The organism is Marinoscillum sp. HNIBRBA16962 (assembly GCF_057801515.1).
The window spans coordinates 4278276-4296699 of record NZ_CM173603.1; the positions used below are offsets into that span (position 1 = coordinate 4278276).

Sequence of the window (18424 nt, forward strand, 5' to 3'; positions counted from 1 at the left end):
AGTGCTCCCCGGTAAGGAGATAACACTTCCAAACACTGATTGACCACCACAAAATCAATTAACATGAAGGATAAGACAATAAAAACACTAAAGTATTTTGGGTTGGGATTTCTGGAACCACTGATCCGTGTGTTCTCGGGAGAACAACCACGTAAAAATTTCACCAGGTTTTTCAAAAAGACACTGGTCCCTCTTCTGTCTATTTTCGTATTCATTTTCTTCTGGCATGCCGGAGCGGCTTATTTATTTAATAAGGAAGCGGAAGCAAAAATTGAAAAAGCTCGAGAAGATCAGGGTGAGGAAGCTGCTCTGGCTATGGAAACTTGCATAGAATCAGGAGATATCAGCTGCCAGCCAAATACACTCCCTTCTCCGGCACAGGTTTATGATGCTTACCTGGCTCTCTGGAAGGATCATCAGACGATAGCTGAGAAGAAAGACGAGTTTAGAGAAAAAGTAGCAGAAACAAACGAGCAGAGGGAAGCTCAGGGTCTGGCTCCCATTACTTACACAGGCAGACCCTCTTTCGTAGACCAGATCGGTACCAGCCTCAAAACAGTAGCCGCGGGATTTCTTCTGGCACTATTTGTAGCCGTACCGATAGGGATCATCATCGGCCTGAGCGATGTGCTCCGAAACTCATTTAACTGGTTGATCCAGATCCTGAAACCTGTATCACCAGTGGTTTGGCTGTTGCTGGTTTTTATGATCGTAAAAACACTGATCACAGATCCAAACATGGACAAGTCCTTTATCATCTCCTTCATCAGTGTTGGATTATGCGCCATGTGGGCTACTTTGGTCAACACCAGCATGGGAGTAGCCACAGTAGATAAAGACTACATCAACGTATCCAAAGTACTGAAGCTGGGTGTAGGCAAAAACATCTTTAAAATCATATTACCAGCTTCCCTGCCATTGATTTTTACCGGGCTGAGAATTACGGTGTCCGTAGCCTGGATGGTGCTGATTGCCATTGAGCTACTTGCACAGAGTCCTGGTTTGGGATCATTCGTCTGGGAGGAATTTCAAAACGGAGCCAACGATTCCAACGCCAAGATCATCGTCGCAATGTTTGTGATCGGGATCATTGGATTCCTGCTGGACCGCATGATGCTGGCTGTACAAAATGTAATGAGTTTCAACAAATCAGCAGCATAATATGGCCACTTTAGAATTACGTAACGTAAGTAAATCCTTCCAGGAGGGTACGGAAGTCACCGAAGTACTTTCCAATATCAACTTATCCATTGAAGAAGGAGAGTTTGTAGCGATCGTCGGTTTCACCGGGAGTGGTAAAACCACCCTGATCAACCTGATCAACGGTCTGCTTTTTCCGGATGAAGGAGAGGTATTATTGAACCAAAAACCCATTACCGGTCCTGGGCCCGAGCGAGGAGTTATTTTCCAGAACTATTCACTCCTTCCATGGCTTAGTGTGTTCCAGAATGTGAAGCTCGCTGTTGATGAAGTTTTTCCAGGCTGGTCCAAAAAGGAAAAAGAAACACACACCAAAAAGTACATTGAAATGGTAAGCCTCACTCCAGCGCTTGACAAAAAGCCATCTGAGCTATCCGGTGGCATGCGTCAGCGTGTTTCGGTAGCAAGAGCCCTGGCCATGAACCCAGAGGTTTTACTTATGGATGAGCCTTTAAGTGCTTTGGACGCACTTACACGTGGCACCCTTCAGGAGGAGATCATCAACATCTGGAGCAAAGACAAAAAAACGGCCCTGCTCATCACCAACGACGTGGATGAAGGGATCATCATGGCAGATCGGATCATTCCTCTGACCCCGGGACCCCGAGCTACACTGGGACCGGAGTTTCATGTCCACTTTGACAGGCCGAGAGATGTAACTGAGATCAACCAGGATCCTGAATATAAAAAGATCAGAAACAAAATCCTGGAATACCTGATCGAAGTAGGCGTCAGCAGGAAGAAAAGCAGCGACCAGAAATACATTTTACCGGACCTGAAACCGGTCATGCCTGGTCGTGTGCGATTTGGCCTCAGACGCAAAAAAGACAAAGTCAAATACTTCTAAAAAAATAAATCCCATGGAAGCATTACTTAAAGATTTTCAAAAAACAAAACCAGTGGAGGACACACGACCGGACATGCTTGTTTGTGATGAACTCACTAAAATATATCCCACTCCTAAAGGAGATTACACTGTACTGAAAGACCTGGACCTGAGCATCAAATCCGAGGAGTTCATTTCTATTATAGGTCATTCCGGATGTGGTAAATCCACCCTGCTCACCATGATCGCCGGCCTGAACGATATTTCAGGTGGGAAGATCTATGTAGATGGCGAACCTGTGAGGGAAGCCGGACCGGATCGTGCAGTGGTTTTCCAGTCACCCAGCCTTCTCCCCTGGCTTACCGCCCTGCAAAATGTAATGATCGGTGTAAAGCAGGTTTTTCCGTCAGCCAGCCGGGCAGAAAAAGAAGAGATCTGCAAATACTACCTGGACAAAGTAGGTTTAGGCAATGATTTTCATAAACGAGCCACCGCCCTTTCACAGGGTATGCAACAGCGCGTAGGCATAGCGAGGGCTTTTGCTTTAAAACCCAAGGTCTTACTACTCGATGAGCCGTTTGGAATGCTCGATTCTTTAACTCGAGGCGAGCTCCAGGACGTATTGCTGGAGATCTGGCAAAAGGAAAAGATCACCGCTGTGGCCATCACTCACGATGTGGATGAGTCTATTTTCCTTGCTGACCGGGTCGTCATGATGACCAGTGGTCCATTTGCGAAAATCGGAGATGAATTGATCATCCCGTTTGAACGGCCCAGAAACCGGAAAGCAGTACTGGAGCATCCGGAGTACTATGATTACCGAGGCTATCTCATGAATTTTTTAAATCATTAAACAAACTCCTAACAATGAATAAAATAACATCGAAATACCTGATTGTATTAGGGATCCTTACGGTGGTCATTCTGGGCAGCCAGATCCTAATGCAAAAAAGCATCAAAGACAGCAAATCGGATGCACGTATCATCAACATTTCCGGGCGTCAGAGAATGCTCAGTCAGAAAATTACCAAAGCCACTTTAAAAATAAAGGAATCAAAAACAGAGCAGGATTTCATTAGAGCACAGGGTGAACTCCGGGAAGCAGTTGCTCTCTGGACAAAATCCCATAAAGACCTGCAAAATGGTAATGAAGAAATTGACGTTTCGGAGATGAATGCTTCCAAGGCATCCAAGGCGCTATTTGCAGAAATAGAACCTTTCTTTCAGAGCATAAAAGGTGCAGCAAATCATCTTTTAAGCATAAAATTTGAAGCGATCAACCATCCGGATATCAAGCCAGCAATTGAGAGGGCTGTGCAAAAAATCATTTCCAATGAGGCCAGCTTTCTGAAGTTGATGAATCAGATCACTTTTGAATACGACCGCCAGGCCTCTTCTAAAATTGAAAGCCTTTCCACTACGGAGTATTACCTGATGGGGTTCACATTCTTACTAATCCTCATGGAAGTGTTCTTCATTTTCCGACCAATGGTCTCAGACTCCAAAAAGAAAGAAAAGGCTATTTCAGAGTTGAATCTGCTTCGGGCTGATGAAAAATCTTATTCAGGATCCCAGATCCAGCAGGCTAATCAAAAAATAAGAGACCTGAGAAGGCTGGGGATGCAGCTCAAAGAGGAATTGATTGATAAGGACAAGGAGTACACCTTTAAAACCACCAATCAAATGATGGAAAATGTCAAACTCAAAGCAGAGTTGGAATACAGCCAGAAGGAGATCGAAAAACTACAGCGCGAACTTCAAAATTCGAGGTTGAACATTTGACCGGATGCTATAAGTATTCAATATCCCTGATCCAACATTTAAAAATCAAGTTATGAATAAGGTACGGCTAACACTTATTTCCATTAACCATACAACAGCTCCAGTGGATGTCAGGGAAAAGTTTAGTATACCTGAGTCTGAGCAATACGATTTTCTAAACAAGCTTAAAGACTGCTTCTCCATACAGGAAGCACTGGTCCTGAATACCTGTAATCGACTGGAGGTTTATTACACTCCTTCAGGGGAAGAAATATCAGATAAGATCATCGCCCTGCTTTGCTCAATGCGGGGAATCCGGAACGTTGTTCATCAAACCCGGTATTTCACTATATTGAATGACACAAAAGCTGTTGCAGGTCATCTCTTCCGGGTAGCGGTTGGTTTGGAGTCTCAGGTATTGGGAGACATCCAGATCTTTAGCCAGGTCAAGAAATCCTATCAGCAATCTGTGGATGCAAGTATGGCAGGAGTAATTATTCACCGATTGTTGCATACTGTATTTGCTGCACACAAAGAAGTTGCTCATACTACTAAATTCAAAGACGGCGCTGCTTCTGTTTCATACAATGCTTCAAAACTCATTGTTTCAGAAGAGCTGGCAGAAACAAAAGATCCGATATTGATCATTGGGGCAGGCCAAATGGGGACGGATGTATTCCTCAATCTCACAAAACTCGGGTTCACTAACCTGTCAGTGACAAACAGGACAACTGCAAATGCGAAGCACCTCATCCAGAAAGGAGCAACTTTTATTCCGTTTGACCAATACCGGAAGGAGTTGAAAAGTTTTAAAGTGGTTATAAATACGGCTTATTCTCCTTCATTATTGATAACTCAGGATACAATAACCAAAAGGGGATTCAGCGCACCAACCATCGTCGATCTCGGAACACCTCGTGTGGTTGAAGAAAAAGTGAGAGAAATAGCACGTCTCTACAATATTGACGATATAAGCAGGCTTCAGCAGAAAACCATGGGTAATAGAGAAAAGGCGATCCCGGAAGTGAAAGCCATTCTCGCTCAATATTCCACCGAATTTATGGACTGGGGAGAGACAATGGCTTTCGCGAATTCCATACGAAAATTTAAAGAGACCCTGGATCACCTTCGTAAAGAGTCAATTGCAAAATACCTCAAAAAAGCAAATGAAGAGCAGGTTGACCTTATAGAAGAAGTATCTCAATCTATTGTTCAGCGAATCGTAAAGCTACCTGTATTGCAGCTGAAACATGTATGCCAACGTGACCATGCTGAACATCTCAATAAAACACTTAACGAACTTTTTAATCTTCAATACCAAACAACTGAAAAATCATGAGCATTCTAAAATCAATTTTCAAGAGGAAGGAACAAGGTCCCATCTCTTCTGCACAAAAAGGACATGTACAAAGGACATTTTCACTGGTTGTTCCCATTTCGGAAACGGCCGCCGAGATCTTTTATAACAAATTGTTTGAAATGGATCCGTCTTTAAAACCCCTGTTTAAAGGTGATATAAAGGAACAGGGTAAAAAGCTGATGACTATGCTTGCTGCAGCCGTAAAAGGACTGGACGATCTGGATAGCCTCGTCCCTGTGGTCCAGGACCTTGGTAAAAGACACGTAGACTATGGTGTAGAAGACAGTCATTACGATACGGTAGCCGGTGCTTTGCTCTACACGCTGGAGACTGGCCTGGGTGAAAACTGGAATGAAGAAGTCAAAGATTCCTGGGTGGCTGTTTATACAGTGCTTGCTACCACTATGAAAGAAGCTGCCAAAGCTGCCTGATTATTCAATTTCTAACTACCTGTTTTATGAAAAACCAACTACAAAACCTGGGCCTACTGAGCCTGTTGTTACTGACCATTTTTGGCTGTGAGCCGCTACCCGAAGAAGGAGAAACAGCCACCGGCTCTCAGAAATTATATTCTATTGAAGAAGCGTTTGAAATTGTCGCTACAGAAAACGATGTAGCACGCACTCTCTATACGAAAGCCATTGTGGGAGCGGGAAAGAAACAAGGATTGAAGTTTCATGAAGACTGGGAGAAAGATCATGTAGAAGCCGGTCCGCTTCCGGCCCTCTTTCTTCGCGGTATTGCCAGCGATATACGAAAAAAAGGAGAGGTTCCTCTTGGGCTGTTTTTAGGCTCAGACTTCCCTGTAAGAAAGTCAAACAAGTTTGTCGGAAAGCAGGCTGACTTGTTTAAGGAAATCCGAAAAGATAGTAAGCCTAAATTCTTTTATGATGAAGAAAACCAACTGTACACAGCGATGTTTCCTGATTTTGCAGCCGCTGCTCCCTGTGTAAATTGTCACAACGAACACCCGGAAACCACTAAAACTGATTGGAAAATGGGTGATATCATGGGAGCAACCACATGGACCTATCCCAGTGATTCCGTAACGTTTGAAGAACTGCAGGCTATTGTTCTGGCTTACAGAAGCGGAGCAGCTGCTACCTTCCGGACCTATCTGGATAAAGCTTCCGGGTTTTCTAAAGTGGAAGTGCCGGCAGTCGGTAATAGCTGGCCTGCGTATGGATATCAGCTTCCTACACCTGAAGTGTTTCTGGACAGTGTCAATGAATTGGCCTCTGAGAAAACGCTAAAAGGAATTTTAAAGATCTAAAAATCTTCATGTTGATTTGATTGGTTGTGCTCCACCTGACTGGTTCGGGTGGGGCATCCATCAAATCACTAACGAGCTATTTTATGAGCAGATTAGCTTTTATCACTACAGGGAGTATTCTATTCGTCTTTTTCATACTCCAGGACCTGATGAGTTGGAAATGGGGCTATTTACTGGAGCTTCAGCAAGATGAAATGTATCGCCGGTGGTCGGGACTGGGACTTTCTCTAGTCATACTCTTCCAGTGGACTCTGACTTTAGTAAGGACACGTCCTCAGTGGGAAGAACTGAGCTTGAAGTTTTACAACATTCATAACTGGCTTGGGGCTTTTACCCCCCTCCTGTTTTACATACACTCCATGAAGCTGGGATTTGCCTATCTCTTTGTATTGAGCCTTACCTTCTTCGGAAACTTTCTGCTGGGCCTGATCAATCCGGATGTTTTGAAATCAAAATCACAGATCGTCTTCCAGGGATGGATGATCCTGCATGTAGCCTGCTCCTTTTTTATCACATTTCTTACCATCTACCATGTATGGGTGGTTTTTTACTACGAATAATATGGGAAACATTGTCTCACTCAAGGTCCAAAAAACTATCAAGGTCACTGATGATGCCATAAGCATACATTTTAAGCAACCTTTCTTCAAAAAAATAAAATACAGTCCGGGACAGTTTTTGACCCTGCTTGTCAATATTGATGGCCGGACTGAGCGCAGGTGCTATTCTCTGAATAGTGCCCCCGGTGTTGATGACTATGTGAGTGTCACCGTCAAAAGGATTAAAGACGGAGTAGTATCCAATCATCTTTACAATAACATTAAAGCCGGGGATAAGATAAAGGTTATTCGCCCTATGGGTGAATTTACAGTCAATCCGGACAAAAATAATGAACGACACCTCGTATTATTTGGAGCCGGAAGTGGTATCACTCCACTCTTTTCCATCCTGAAATCTATCTTGGCAAATGAACCTAAAAGCGTGGTTTCCCTGATCTACGGAAACCGCGATCTGGAATCCATCATTTTTAATGAAGAACTGACTGAATATGCCGAAAAGTATAAAGAACGAATGCACCTGATCCATATCCTGGAAAATCCGGGTGATTTTGAAGCATGTTATAAGGGTCGGGTAGAACGATCACAAGTCAAAGGACTCCTCAGCGAGGTGCCGACATTCCCTCCGCAGCAAACGGAATACTACATCTGTGGCCCATCCGGCATGATGATCGAAGCTGAGGAAGGTCTCAAAAGCTGTAATATACCCTCCGACAGGATCAATATTGAAAAGTTCTCCGCTCCTCCTCCCTCAGCACAGGAAGTAAAAGCTGCCGGCCCAATGCTGGTAAACCGGGAAGTAGCTATTATACACAAGGGGAAAACATATACTGTCCCCGTCAAGGCTGGTAAAAGCATACTGGATGCAGCCCTTGATGAAAAAGTAAAACTCCCATATGTCTGTATGGATGGTATCTGTGGCACATGCAAAGCTACCTGTACATCAGGGGAGGTTTTCATGCGGAAAGGTCATGCCCTGAAACAAAAAGATCTGGACAATAACCTCGTCCTGCCTTGTATCTGCAAACCCTTAAGCAATAATGTGGTGATTGAATATAACTAAGATGCTTGGAAACCTGGGGCATTTATCGGTCATTACCTCATTTGTAGCAGTCCTTGCTGCAATATATGCCTATTATGAAAGTCTCCGGACCATCGACAAGACCACCCAATCAAACTGGATCCGACTCGCTCATATCAGCTTTGGTCTGCATGGCTTTTCTGTTTTGGCAGCAATTAGCTCCTTGTTTAGCATCATCTATTTCCATCACTATGAATACCACTACGCCTGGAAGCATTCTTCTAACGAGCTTCCGGTACACTTTATGATCTCCTGTTTCTGGGAAGGTCAGGAAGGAAGTTTTCTCTTATGGATCTTCTGGAATGTGATCATTGGCTTCATTCTCACAAGAACGGCCCGGTCCTGGGAACCTACCACCATGATCCTCTTTTGTATGATCCAGGCCAGCCTTGTTTCCATGTTGCTGGGTGTTCACCTGGCAACAGATCTAAAAATCGGGAGTTCCCCTTTTCTGCTATTGCGAGATGTTTCGCACGACGAAATTTTCCGAAAAAACCCGGACTTTATCCCCCGAAATGGGACAGGGCTAAACCCTTTACTTCAAAATATCTGGATGGTCATCCATCCTCCGGTGATCTTTCTGGGTTTTGCGTTATCGGCTGTCCCCTTTGTATTTGCTTTGGCGGCCCTTTGGAAAAAACAATTCAAAACCTTCGTTTCGAAAATGGCTCCCTGGCTGCTGACGTGTGTAGGAGTTCTGGGTATTGGCATCATGATGGGTGCCTATTGGGCCTATGAAACCCTCAATTTTGGAGGGTACTGGAACTGGGACCCGGTGGAAAACGCTGTCTTTATCCCCTGGCTGGTCCTTCTTGCGGCTGTCCATGGCACAGTGCTTTACCGACGGGTGGAAAAGGGATTATCTCTGACTCTTTTCCTAAGTATGGCAGGATTTATCCTGATACTGTACGCCACTTTTCTAACCAGAAGCGGTATCCTTGGCAATGCTTCGGTCCATGCATTTACAGACCTGGGGTTATCCGGACAGTTGCTAATCGTATTGTTGCTCTTCACACTGGGAAGCCTGGCCACACTCATTTACCGGAGAAAAACCATCGGCAGGGCCGATCAAAACACGCCTATCTTCTCCATCGAGTTCTGGATGATCATTGGCATTGCAATCCTGGCCCTTTCTGCATTTCAGGTCTTCCTGCCTACATCAATCCCGGTTTTAAATGCCATCCTTGAAGGCATGGGAATTGATAAAAAATTTGCCCCTCCGGCTAACCAGGTAAATTTCTACAGCAAGTTCCAGCTCTGGTTTGGATTCAGTATATGTCTGGCCTGTAGTATCGGACAGCTGGTTTTCCGAAAAAAAATCAGGTCTTTAAAAACACTGGAAAATGAACTGACAAAACCCTTGATCATTACGTTGATCACTGCAGCTATTTGTCTTCCAATGGGACAAACCACCGATATTGGTTATATCTGCCTCATAACCGGAAGCATCCTGCTATTAACCATATCGGTCAAGTTGATCATTGAGCTGATGTATGCCACACGCAGCCTATCCGCTGGCGGGTTGCTGGCTCATGCAGGTGGAGCCATCATGCTGATTGGCTTTGTCTATTCTGCCGGACATAAAAAAGTCTTGAGCCAGAATATTACAATCAATGCTCCTGAAAGCAACCTTCCTGTTCATACCATTCAGGAGAATTTGCTACTATCCAGAAATGTTCCCAAATCAAATAATGGATACATTTTCACCTATAAAGGAACCTATTATCGATATGATGGAGGTTTGGTTAGAACAGATGATCTCCTATCTGCCAATGAACTCGGTTTGAAAATTTTGTCACAAACTACCTCTCCCAGGGAAGGTCAAATCTCAAAGGGTGATACCATACGAATCAAGGAAGCCAATAAATACTATGCTATCGAACTGAGCCTTCCATCAGAAAAAAAGATCATCATAAACCCACGGGTACAGAACAATCCAACAATGGGATATATGGCCTCCCCTTCAATCAAAAGTAATTTTATTCGAGATATTTACACCCACGTCACCAACTTCCCTGACCCGGAGAAGGTAAAATGGAATCCTACGGTTTCTAAAACCATTTCGCCTGGAGAAGTATTTGAAGTTGATGGTTTAAAACTTCGGTTGGAAGAAGTTCGGATCAATGAAAACCCAGCCGGTATCCTACCTGCCCCAAATGATATTGCCCTGGAAGCATTAGTCCACATCACAGATCAATCCAATACCTATGAAGCAAAACCTGTCTTTCACATCTCTGCCAATCGGGAAGTAAGGCTTTTCCCGGACGAAATAAAAGCCATTGGCACAAAGGTCCTGTTGAAAAATCTAAACCCGGACCAAAATACTTATCAGCTTGAGGTGACCACATCTCAACGTGACTGGATCACGATAAAATCCATCGAAATGCCTTTGATCAGTCTGGTCTGGCTGGGTTTTTTACTAATGACAGGCGGAATCGGAACAGCCACCTTTTACAGGCTGTGGGAAGCCAGACCTGATAACCCTAAAAAAACACTCCGCATCAAATCAGGGCTAGCCAGTTATTGGAAGGTCCTGACCTATCAAAAACATAAAATAATGAATCATGAAAATCAGCAGGAAACGTAAAAGACAATGGATAGGATTTGGCCTGGGATTGTTCGTAACCTCAGTGGTCTACACGCTGTTGAGCATCCCACCAAATGAAGACATGCTCTCATTAGGCCCTATGAATACCGGCCATGAAAATTTAAGCTGCCAATCCTGTCACACCACGGCCAAAGGGAATGTCTTTCAACAGCTTCAGGCCAATATTATGTTTGCAATGCGTCTACGCAAAACCAAAGCAGATTTTGGTACTGAAAACGTAGATACCAAAAAGTGCCTGGAGTGTCACGACCGGCCTAACGATCGCCACCCATTACATCGCTTTACGGAGGCCCGGTTTGCTGAAGCCCGGAAAAACCTTGGCGTGACGGAATGTGAAGGGTGCCATGTGGAACACAATGGAGTTCGTGTAACCCAACCGAACATCGGATATTGTGTAAACTGTCATGAGGATACAAAAATGAATAATGATCCTCTGGATATCAGCCACAAAGAATTAATTGCCAACAATATGTGGTCTACATGCCTGCAGTGTCATGACTTTCATGGAAACCATATCTATGAAGCAGCCGAAGCATTAAAAGACACCATACCGATAAAGACAGTTCGCGAATATCTCGATGGAGGAAAATCTCCTTACGCAGACATTAAAAAGTATTATCCATTAAAAGAAGAGGAATGGCAGACTAAGTACAATTGAAAATACGTAAAAACTCATACCTATAAGCTCCTAACTACCAACTATTTACACAAAAATAAGTATTAAATAGTTATATTTCTACGTATTTTTACTTACTTATTACGAACTATTACGTAATTTTGAAAAAAGTTCACGTAAATAGTCAACATGAAGAATTTCGGAAAAGCACAAAGAATTGAGCTATTCAACCTGAGCACCATCAACATGAGGGTCTTTCACCTCACCTGGTTTGCTTTCTTTTTATGTTTCTTTGGTTGGTTTGGTGTAGCTCCGATGCTCTCCATCATAAGGGAAGACCTGGGAATCACCACAGACCAGATTGTCAATACCAACATGATAGCCGTGGCATCTACGGTGATTATGCGATTAGTTATCGGGTGGCTCTGCGACAAAATAGGGCCTAGGATTACTTACTCCTGGCTGTTGGTACTCGGTTCCTTCCCGGTCATGCTTATCGGACTGTCACAGAGTTATGAGCAGTTCCTGTTGGCGCGTATGTTTATAGGAGCAATTGGTGCATCTTTTGTCATCACCCAGTTTCATACCTCCGTGATGTTTGCTCCAAATGTAGTTGGGACAGCTAACGCCACCACAGCAGGATGGGGAAACCTGGGTGGTGGAGTAACTCAGCAGGTGATGCCACTGGTTTTTGCTGGAGCGCTGGCTTATTTTGGTTCGGAACATCTTGCATGGAGATACGCGATGGTAGGACCTGGGATCCTCCTTTTCCTCATGGGTATTGTTTATTATTTCTTCACCAAAGATACTCCGGAAGGAAACTATAGTGATTTACCAAAAAAAGCAATCCAAAAAGGCAAAAAAGGGTCGAAAGGCTCACTGAGCAATGTACTCACAGACTACAGAGTATGGATCCTTTTTGTGATTTACGGAGCTTGCTTCGGTGTAGAGTTGATCGTTAATTCAAAGGCGGCCCTCTATTTCACAGACTATTTTGATATGGACATAAAAACAGCCGGACTAATAGCCGGGCTGTTTGGACTCATGAATATTTTCGCCAGATCGCTAGGAGGTCTAATGGGCGATAGGTTTGGTAAGCGTAGCGGACTCAACGGTCGTGTCAAATGGCTTTTTATTGCTCTGTTCTGCGAAGGGATCTTTCTGATCCTGTTTTCCCGGATGGGGACCATTCCTACGATCATTGGGGTGATGATCTTCTTCAGCCTCTTTGTACAAATGAGTGAGGGGGCTACCTACAGCGTTGTGCCATTTGTTAATAAAAAAGCACTTGGGACCGTCTCCGGAATAGTCGGTGCAGGGGGTAATGCTGGAGCCGTAGCGGGTATGTTTCTTTTCAAAAAAGGCCTTACTGGTCTGGAATGGACAGAATCCTTCCTGATCCTTGGCTTCATTGTATTAGGGGTCTCATTCCTTTCACTACTGATAAAATTTGCAATAGAAGACAAAAAAGTAACAGATGTCGAAGAAGAATTAGCTGCAGAAAAAGAAGTGCAGTTGGAACCTGAATATGCATAGGTGATAAAAAATACTGAAATAAAATAGTATGCCACAGAAATGGGGAGAGCCACAAAAAACTACCTGCTCCTATTGCGGGGTTGGATGTGGAATAGAAGTAAGGAAAAGTGACAAAGGGAAGCTTTCGCTTAAAGGGGACGAAACCTACCCTGTAAATAAGGGTATGCTCTGCTCAAAAGGAATGAACCTGCATTATACAGTGATGGATCAGAGCGATCGGCTTACTGTACCAAAAATGCGATGGAGTAAGCAGCATCCCCTTGAGGAAGTTTCCTGGGACACGGCCATCAATCGTGCTGCTGCTGTTTTTAAGACCTTTATGGAGCAGCATGGCCCGGACAGTGTGGGTTTGTACGTCTCTGGTCAGTGCTTAACAGAAGAATACTATTTAGCTAACAAGCTCACAAAGGGGTTTCTCGGAACTAACAATATAGACACCAACTCCAGGCTCTGTATGAGTTCGGCGGTAGTCGGCTATAAGGAAACCCTGGGAGATGATGCAGTGCCGATCTCTTATGAGGACATTGAGCTTTCGGATTGTATCATGATAGCCGGTGCAAACCCTGCATGGTGCCACCCCATTCTCTTCAGGCGAATTGAACAACACAAAGCCAACAACCCCGATGTTAAGATTATAGTAGTAGATCCCCGGGTTACTGACTCGTGTGCTCTGGCCGACCTGCACCTGCAGGTTCGACCTGGCACTGACATGGTATTATTTCATGCCATCACCCGTCAGCTTATCGAGGAAGGCCTCACGGATGAAGAATTTATCCGAAAACACACCAACGGGTATGATCACCTGGTCAAAGAAGTAAAAAAGAAAACCCTGCAGGAAGCAGCTGCCATTTGCGATATCCCGGCAGATCAGATCACCAAAGCAGCCCGGATGATCGGAGCCTCCAAAGGCTTTATCACTATGTGGGCCATGGGGCTAAACCAAAGCACAGCAGGAGTCAACCAGAACCTGGCGCTGATCAACCTTAACTTAATCACAGGAAATATCGGGAAGCCCGGATCGGGACCATTCTCCTTAACCGGCCAGCCTAATGCGATGGGTGGCCGGGAAGTCGGTGGGATGGCCAACCTGCTTGCGGCTCATAAAAACCTGGCCAACCCAACTCATCGGCGAGAGGTTGCAGACTTTTGGGGAGTAGACTCAATCCGGGAAGAGCCCGGGCTCACAGCTACCAAAATGTTCGAAGCACTGCGGGATGGAAAGATGAAAGGGATCTGGATCATCTGTACCAATCCCTCCGTAAGCCTGCCTAACGCACGACTGGTAGATGAAGCCCTGAAAAATGCACGCTTTGTAATTGTACAGGATATTTCCAATCGCAGCGATACCGTAAAGTATGCTGATCTCCTCCTCCCGGCTGCCGGTTGGCTGGAGAAAGAGGGCACAATGACCAACTCCGAACGCAGGATCAGCTACCTGCCAAAAGTGGTAGATGCTCCTGGAGAAGCCTTACCAGACAGTGAGATCCTCATACGCTTTGCAAAGGCTATGGGATTTCATGGATTTGACTTTCAGAATGCTGAAGCGGTTTTTGAGGAATACACAAGGTTGACCAAAGGAACGCCTATTGACATCTCAGGACTAACCTATGATCGGCTGAAGTCTATGCGATCAGTACAATGGCCGGTGCCCGATACCTCACATCATGGAACCCCCAGGCTCTTTGAAGATGGCAGGTTCCTGACAGCAGATCAAAAAGCGAAGATAAGTGTAAGCGGAGACCAACTGGAGCAGGAACCAATCAGTGATGATTATCCCCTGATCCTAACAACCGGCAGAATCAGAGACCAGTGGCATACCATGACCAAAACCGGCAAGGTGGCCAAACTGAATAAACATATTGACAAGCCATTCCTGGAAATCCACCCCAGAGATGCTGAGAAAAGAGGAATAAAAACCGGTGATCCGGTGACGATCGAAAATACTCGGGGGACTGTTCAGGTCAGCACTAAAGTAACCGACCAGATCAAAAAAGGAGTCGTTTTTCTTCCTATGCATTGGGGTAAAAAACTAACCTCCGACCTTGCACGATCCAATAACCTGACCAATGACACAGTAGACCCAAAATCAAAGCAGCCAGGGTTCAAATTTTCGGCTGTGGAGGTCAAAAAGGTATCCATTCCTAAACAAAAAGTGGTGGTAATCGGGGCGGGAGCAGCAGCTTATCGTTTTGTCAATACCTACCGTGATTTCAATGAACATGACGACATCCATGTTTTCTCCAAGGAAGAGTGGCCATTCTATAACCGCGTGTTACTGCCGGAGTATGTAAATGAAACGAAATCCTGGGAGCAACTAATTAAATACACACAGGAGGAGCTTGAAAAGCTAAACTTACAGCTTCACCCGTCTAACCCAATTGAAAAGATTAACAGGGATCGAAAGGAAGTGATCGATAGCGCCGGTGTAGCGCATCCTTATGACAAACTTATAGTAGCAACCGGAAGCAGGGCATTCATCCCGCCAAATGCACCGATGCAACTTCCCGGAGTGTTTACCATGCGAGATCGCACCAATGCAGATGACCTTAAGCAGCACCTCCGTCCTGACAGCCACGTTTTGGTGATCGGAGGTGGATTATTAGGACTGGAGCTTGCTGCTGCTTTAAGCGAAATCCATATACAGGTGACCATCATTCAGCTTGGGTCCAGACTGATGGAACGTCAGCTTGATCCGGTCGCCAGCTCTATGCTTCGCGAATACGTAGAGAGCCTTGGTGTTCGTGTATTTACCAATGACGAGGTAGTAAGCATGGAATCTGTGGATGACCAACTGGATGTATACCTGAAAAGCGGAAACTCATTTCGCACCCATGCTGCTGTATATGCTATCGGAACCCGACCCAACATCACGCTCGCAGAAGAATGTGGCTTGAAAACGGCTCGGGGAGTGATTGTAAACGACTATTTACAATCCAGTGACCCAGACATCTTTGCTCTTGGTGAGATTGCCGAGCATGAGCAAAAACTCAATGGGATCACCGCCGCTGCAGAACAGCAGGCAGACATCTGTGCAAGGTATCTGGCGGGGGATCCTACATCTTTTTATACGGGAACCATCCCTATGAACATTCTTAAATTTCCGAGCCTGGATCTTTGCTCAGTAGGCCTGGCAGAAGTTCCGGTCAACGGAAAAAACTACAGTGAGATCATCTTCCTGGACCGTGAAGAGCTCTATTACAAAAAATGCATCATTCATAATGACAGATTGGTTGGTACCATCCTCATGGGTGACAAAGCCGAGTTTGCAGAGTACAAAGAGTTGATCGAAAGTGGTACAGAACTTTCAGAAAAGCGGGTAAAGCTATTGCGCTCCGGAAAGTCTCCCGACCCTGTACGCGGCAAGCTTGTCTGTGCCTGCAACAACGTTGGTCAGGGCAATCTCCAGGAGGCAATCGCAAAAGGCGCTGACAATTTAAACGACCTGTGCCAGCAAACTGGCGCCGGGCTGGGCTGCGGTAGCTGCAAATCTGAAGTAAAACGAATAATAGAATCTTCTCTTGAGGCAGTCCATTAATTTGGTTATTTTGTGCCTGCCTAAAGAGAGCTGTTGAATGAAAAACATGGAAGTAAAAGATCTGGTCAGAGTCTTTGTAAAAGGGGGCATCATCTCTCCCGGAGACTTTCTCAAAATCATTCTGGTGGCGGAGAAACTCGGAGCTGATTACCTCCATTTTGGTTCAAGACAGGACATCCTTTTTCCCGCCAAGGAAAAAAGTAAAGCCATTCTGGATAAAGCGTTCGAGTCCATCCAGTTTGACTATGAGATCAACACCTTCGAATATCAGAATATAAGCAGCTCCTATGTCTCTCAGGACATTCTCCCGGGTAAGAAATGGCTGGCTTCACACATCTATCATTATGTGCTAAACAGTTTTGACTACCGACCAAAGTTCAGGATCAATCTGGTGGATCCCTCACAGAGTTTGGTTCCCCTATTTACAGGACAAATTAATTTTATTGCTTCCAACCAGGAGAGCTATTGGTATGTGTATTTAAGGTTTCAAAAAATCCAAAACACTCCATGGCAAATGCCTGTGCTGGTGTATAATGAGGATCTGTCCAAAGTTGCAAAAGCGGTTGAAGAGAGTGACTTCATCAATAAGGGCTGGAGCTATGAGACGCTTTTAAATCACCTGACTGAAAACACCAGGATGAATACCCAGCCGGTCACTGAAGGGCTGGTACTTCCGGAAACACACTTCCCTTATTATGAGGGAATAAACCGGCTTGCTGATGATAAATATTGGCTGGGCCTCTATTGGAGAAACAATAAATTTAAAACCACCATCCTCAGGGCAGTAATGGAACGATGTATCCATACGGAGGTAGGAAAAGTGAGCCTGACACCCTGGAAGTCATTCATTATCAAAGGGATTTTTGAAAAAGACCGGATTGGCTGGGAAAAGCTGCTCGGTAAGTTTGGGATGAACCTGAGGCACTCCGCACTTGAGCTCAACTGGCATCTGCCTGCTTTAGACGAGGAAGCCCTGGCACTGAAGATCTACCTGGTCCGAGAGCTGGACCAGATGGATATCAGTACTTACGGACTTACATTTACGATCAAATCTTCAGCGGACATCACGCTTTTTACCTCAATCGTCATTGAGAAAAACGAACCGGATAACAATGGCGATACTTACAACATCCTTTACAGCAAAAACTTCAACCCAAACATCACCGAGTACCAGGTTTATGCAAAAAAGGTAGATAAAAGTGTATTAGCGCCACTCATTCTGGAGCTTAGCCTGATCTACTTCGAAAACCTGACGGATGAAAAGGTTATTTCTCCACGAGTAAAATCAATTGTAGACAACATCGAAAAGGAACGGTATCAGTGCTCCTCCTGCCAAACGGTATATGACGAAGAATATGGCGATCCTGAGGGCGGAATCGAGCCGGGTATCCCATTCATTGAGTTGCCGGATGATTACCATTGCCCAACTTGCGGCAAATCAAAGGAAAGTTACAAGAAAATGGAACTGGCTTAGCCCAGGTCACGAGGAGTGTTAACATTACGAAGGGTGGCGGGCTCATCCGGGTGAATGGGTTTTACACGACTCTTCCTCAGCAGCTTCTGTAAGCTTAGTTCTTTCCTGTCAATGGCTTTTTTTAGCTCAGGGTAAACAGAAGGATGATAAATGGCAAATGCGGTCTCGAAAAACTCCTCGTCCTCCTTTTGGTAGCAAACGACATCCTGTTGCGGGTCATCAGCTTCCATTAAACTCCTGACAGACTTTTCACTAATATTGGGCATATCACAGGCCAGCACCAGCCATGATGACTTCTCATCCTCCTCAAAAGCTGAAGCTATCCCTCCCATGGGTCCGTATGAATCATAATGGTCGATAATTAACGGGTGGCCAGTAAAGGTTTCTGCCTGATCCTTTCGGCAGGAAAGGAATGCCGGGATATCCATTTCCGAAAGCAGTTTTGACAAGTGCAGGTACTGTGGCTGGCCATGATGGTCCAGCAGGTGTTTATCCTGTCCCATACGGGTACTCTTCCCTCCTATTAGTATCAGTGCTTTCAGCATGAGGTTAAGTTAAGAAATTATGGGAGGAATTACCGGGCGGCGGGCCTGAAAA

The 18424-nt window shown here is 44.9% G+C and carries 15 protein-coding genes; 14 read left to right on the forward strand and 1 reads right to left on the reverse strand.

The genetic code is table 11. The annotated features are described in order from the left end of the window. The first annotated feature begins 63 nt into the window (after positions 1 to 63). The 14 genes from AC3E9V_RS17825 to AC3E9V_RS17890 all read left to right on the forward strand — a co-directional run bounded on the left by AC3E9V_RS17825 (position 64) and on the right by AC3E9V_RS17890 (position 17827). Positions 64 to 1161, forward strand: a complete 1098-nt coding sequence (locus tag AC3E9V_RS17825; RefSeq protein ID WP_488749502.1) for an ABC transporter permease — start codon at positions 64 to 66, stop codon at positions 1159 to 1161. A 1-nt stretch (position 1162) separates the two neighbouring features. Next, positions 1163 to 2047 (forward strand): ABC transporter ATP-binding protein, encoded by an 885-nt coding sequence (locus AC3E9V_RS17830; protein WP_488749503.1) that lies wholly within the window; start codon positions 1163 to 1165, stop codon positions 2045 to 2047. Between the two features lie 13 nt (positions 2048 to 2060). Beyond that, complete coding sequence (locus AC3E9V_RS17835) at positions 2061 to 2879, forward strand: ABC transporter ATP-binding protein (protein WP_488749504.1); 819 nt, start codon at positions 2061 to 2063, stop codon at positions 2877 to 2879. A 14-nt stretch (positions 2880 to 2893) separates the two neighbouring features. After that, entirely contained in the window at positions 2894 to 3808 is a 915-nt protein-coding gene (locus tag AC3E9V_RS17840; protein WP_488749505.1) for a type IV pili methyl-accepting chemotaxis transducer N-terminal domain-containing protein, read from the forward strand. A gap of 52 nt (positions 3809 to 3860) precedes the next feature. After that, positions 3861 to 5126, forward strand: coding sequence for a glutamyl-tRNA reductase (hemA, locus tag AC3E9V_RS17845; protein WP_488749506.1), 1266 nt, complete (start codon positions 3861 to 3863; stop codon positions 5124 to 5126). Next, a complete protein-coding gene (locus AC3E9V_RS17850; protein ID WP_488749507.1) occupies positions 5123 to 5578 on the forward strand; it encodes a globin family protein in 456 nt (151 codons plus the stop codon). The genes hemA and AC3E9V_RS17850 overlap by 4 nt, the downstream gene beginning before the upstream one ends. A 26-nt stretch (positions 5579 to 5604) precedes the next feature. Beyond that, positions 5605 to 6420 carry a c-type heme family protein gene (locus AC3E9V_RS17855; protein WP_488749508.1) on the forward strand — a complete coding sequence of 272 codons (816 nt, stop codon included), beginning with the start codon at positions 5605 to 5607 and terminating at the stop codon, positions 6418 to 6420. An 83-nt stretch (positions 6421 to 6503) separates the two neighbouring features. After that, on the forward strand, positions 6504 to 6980 hold the full coding sequence (locus AC3E9V_RS17860; protein WP_488749509.1) for a hypothetical protein: 477 nt from the start codon (positions 6504 to 6506) through the stop codon (positions 6978 to 6980). Between the two features lies 1 nt (position 6981). Further along, positions 6982 to 8040, forward strand: coding sequence for a 2Fe-2S iron-sulfur cluster-binding protein (locus tag AC3E9V_RS17865; RefSeq protein ID WP_488749510.1), 1059 nt, complete (start codon positions 6982 to 6984; stop codon positions 8038 to 8040). 1 nt (position 8041) lies between these two features. After that, positions 8042 to 10645 (forward strand): cytochrome c biogenesis protein CcsA, encoded by a 2604-nt coding sequence (ccsA, locus tag AC3E9V_RS17870; protein WP_488749511.1) that lies wholly within the window; start codon positions 8042 to 8044, stop codon positions 10643 to 10645. Further along, complete coding sequence (locus tag AC3E9V_RS17875) at positions 10623 to 11324, forward strand: cytochrome c3 family protein (protein WP_488749512.1); 702 nt, start codon at positions 10623 to 10625, stop codon at positions 11322 to 11324. Before ccsA ends, AC3E9V_RS17875 begins: the two co-directional genes overlap by 23 nt. Before the next feature lie 147 nt (positions 11325 to 11471). Continuing rightward, complete coding sequence (locus AC3E9V_RS17880) at positions 11472 to 12818, forward strand: NarK family nitrate/nitrite MFS transporter (RefSeq protein ID WP_488749513.1); 1347 nt, start codon at positions 11472 to 11474, stop codon at positions 12816 to 12818. A 28-nt stretch (positions 12819 to 12846) separates the two neighbouring features. Next, entirely contained in the window at positions 12847 to 16353 is a 3507-nt protein-coding gene (locus AC3E9V_RS17885) for a molybdopterin-dependent oxidoreductase (RefSeq protein ID WP_488749514.1), read from the forward strand. A 46-nt stretch (positions 16354 to 16399) separates the two neighbouring features. After that, the gene (locus tag AC3E9V_RS17890; RefSeq protein WP_488749515.1) at positions 16400 to 17827 is read left to right on the forward strand and encodes a rubredoxin; all 1428 of its coding nucleotides are present in this window, start codon (positions 16400 to 16402) and stop codon (positions 17825 to 17827) included. On the opposite strand, the gene mobA is transcribed toward AC3E9V_RS17890, so the two are convergent. After that, positions 17824 to 18372: a molybdenum cofactor guanylyltransferase gene (gene mobA / locus AC3E9V_RS17895; RefSeq protein WP_488749516.1), complete on the reverse strand. Its 549-nt coding sequence runs from the start codon at positions 18370 to 18372 to the stop codon at positions 17824 to 17826. The two genes, AC3E9V_RS17890 and mobA, sit on opposite strands and share 4 nt — an antisense overlap. Positions 18373 to 18424: the final 52 nt, after the last annotated feature.